This is a genomic window from Paenibacillus typhae (assembly GCF_900099765.1).
In the GTDB taxonomy this organism is placed as follows: Bacteria; Bacillota; Bacilli; order Paenibacillales; family Paenibacillaceae; genus Paenibacillus_AQ; species Paenibacillus_AQ typhae.
On record NZ_FNDX01000085.1, the window covers coordinates 1 to 2,584 of the forward strand.

The window sequence follows — 2,584 nt, forward strand, 5'->3', positions numbered from 1 at the left end:
TTGATTTTGAATCACAAGAAGGCTTACCGGCTTTGTAAAAAGCTAGGACTGCTCCAAAAGAAGCCGGACAAAAAGGTGAAATATCCAAGGCGTCTCGCCCAAAACCGCGTGGTTACCGGACCCAACCAGCTCTGGCAAATGGATATTAAGTACGGCTATATTCATGGCTATGACCGATTCTTTTTTATCTTTGACATGATTGATGTGTTTGACCGCTGTGTGGTTGGCTACCACTTGGGTGCAAGCTGCAGCGCTAAGGAGATCTGTGCGACCGTTAAACAGGCCTTACAGCAGCGTATACAGCCTGGAGAGACCCCGCCGATTCTCCGCACGGATAATGGTCCACAATTTCTCAGCCATGCGTTTGCAGAGATGTGCCTGGACGAAAAGGCGCCGCTTATTCATGAACGAATTCCGCCCAAAACGCCGAATATGAACGCATATATTGAGTCTTTCCACAGCATTTTAGAGCGAGATGTATACAGTAAAATGTACTTTGAAACCTTTGAAGAAGCGTACGAGAGCGTTACCGAGTATATTCGTTTTTACAACGAGCGAAGGTTCCATGGCAGTTTAAAACGATTGAGCCCCAACCAATACCATGCAGCGTGGAGAGCAGGCCAATTGGAAGAGGTAAAGATTTCACTTTAAGAAACTGCGAAAGACAGAGAATTTAAGAGAATGACTCCATAATTAAGGGGCCGAACCGGTTATTTATTTTAAATTTTATATAGTCCATGGGTATACTGATTCGCGTTGTTAAATTGCAATTGAATAACCTACTGTAATGGGCACATTTATTTCTTAACACAGTCAAGCATTGCAACTAGTTCTCTAAGTACTTAAAATGGTCATTTGTATAATAGCTACGAGCTATATCATTCTGATCTGCTGTTACCAAGTTGGAGAATAACTTAGAGATAACCCCAAAAGTTACGGCTTCCAGAGCTACCCACACTGGAAAGTGACCGGCACAATGATCTATGTGATGACGTACGAAAAGATCTTTAGAATTTTTATTTATGCAGGTGTGAATTTCATCTAAGAATTTACGATGTTGAGAAGGGGTTCATGACACGGGGCTACGGCTTCTCTAAAGGAGGGAATAACCTGGATTACGCTACTAATGCATTGAGTCAGTTCCTGGAGCCAGAATTGGGAAATAGCTTAGAGGAGAATGGAGAAAAGGTAAGGGCGATTACAAGAAGCTTACCGACTGCCCTTCATATGGATCGGGCATGGCTCTAGTGGATGTAATTCATATCCTTGAGAAATCAGAGTACGGGAAGCACAAAACAATGTCCGTTAAGGATCTAATCACATGGTAACATTTAACTGTCTGATGAGCGCTAAAGCGCCTTGGGCCGGCTGCGGGACTGGTCGAAACCTATCGGATAGAGTATGCCGGGATGGTCGCAGTAATCTCATTGAGAATTCCATTTTGTCGGAAATACTTATTGATTAATGGTTCATAACGTTAAACAAGTTCTGCTTCAGCCTGTTTATCACCTCTCTGTGCTAATTGAATTAGATCAAAAATTTTATTCATGATTTTTTCCTCCTTTGTTCGGTCTTTTAAGATTCGAAATTATTATAAAGTAATTACTGAATTTCCATTAGTGGTTCAAGAAAGAATTGAAAAAGTTCGTTTAGATATAGAAAATATATTAGAGCAAAAGCTAACTATCACAGGGCACATTAATGATTATATTAATTCATACAAAAACTATAGACTGAATGTAGTTATGCTACTGATTGCTGGGGCTACATTTATTTATGTATTATACCCTGAATGGGCTAAGAAGATGGTTTTACAAATTAATAATCTGTTTCAATTTCTATTTTAATTCAGCATAATACAGTTGCAAGTAAAGCAAACACATACATTCCGAGCACTTCTTTTTTTGATGTTTTCACAAAAATTTGGTGCCATTACCGTATACATATGAGAGGGGATAATGAATGTCTATTACTGCAAAAATCATAAATGATATACGCAATAAGGTACGTGAATATGAAACAAACAGAAGTCAAGCAGAAAATCAAGAAAATCTTGTAAACGGCTTTAAGAATGCAACCCAAACTAAATCAGTTAAATATCAACTACGAGAAGCGCAGTCATACCAGACCATATTTGAAACGAATGCGGCAAATCATAAACAGGAAGCGAATAGGTTATACATGGAATACAAGGAGTACATCGATAGTAACGAACTAAGTGAAGTAGAAGAAATGATTGATAAGTTATAATCGTTGGCAACGGAATTACCACCGGTGCCTATTTTTTTAACAAAATTGCGTAACCAAGCACACAAGACTTATTAAACTTAGTGATTGACGCATATGTTGAAAAGAAACTTTAAATTCAGATAGAACATTTTGATACTTAAATGACATCGCATCGTGTCCACAACCTCAAAAAATTCGACAATACAGGGGAGGATATGGAGGATTTAATCTCCATCGGCACGATTGGATTGATCAAGGCGATTGAGAGCTACCGTCCGAACAAGGGCACAAAGCTTGCCACTTTCGCGGCCCGATGTATCGAGAATGAGATATTGATGCACCTGCGTTCGCTGAA

General features: G+C 39.4%; 3 protein-coding genes and 1 pseudogene. 3 read left to right on the forward strand and 1 reads right to left on the reverse strand.

Annotated elements, in window-relative coordinates; translation table 11 throughout:
• Positions 1-651: DDE-type integrase/transposase/recombinase (locus BLR64_RS29830; protein WP_167360812.1), on the forward strand; the 651-nt coding region annotated here is incomplete at its 5' end.
• Between the two features lie 175 nt (positions 652-826).
• Here BLR64_RS29830 and BLR64_RS31300 read toward each other — a convergent pair.
• Positions 827-1,048: pseudogene (locus tag BLR64_RS31300) on the reverse strand (Abi family protein); the annotation flags it as partial.
• Positions 1,049-1,962: 914 nt separating this feature from the next.
• Here BLR64_RS31300 and BLR64_RS29845 point away from each other — a divergent pair.
• Together BLR64_RS29845 and BLR64_RS29850 are read left to right on the forward strand one after the other, a co-directional pair.
• Complete coding sequence (locus tag BLR64_RS29845; RefSeq protein ID WP_090720347.1) at positions 1,963-2,250, forward strand: hypothetical protein; 288 nt, start codon at positions 1,963-1,965, stop codon at positions 2,248-2,250.
• Positions 2,251-2,390: 140 nt separating this feature from the next.
• Positions 2,391-2,584: sigma factor (locus tag BLR64_RS29850; protein ID WP_279615499.1), on the forward strand; the 194-nt coding region annotated here is incomplete at its 3' end.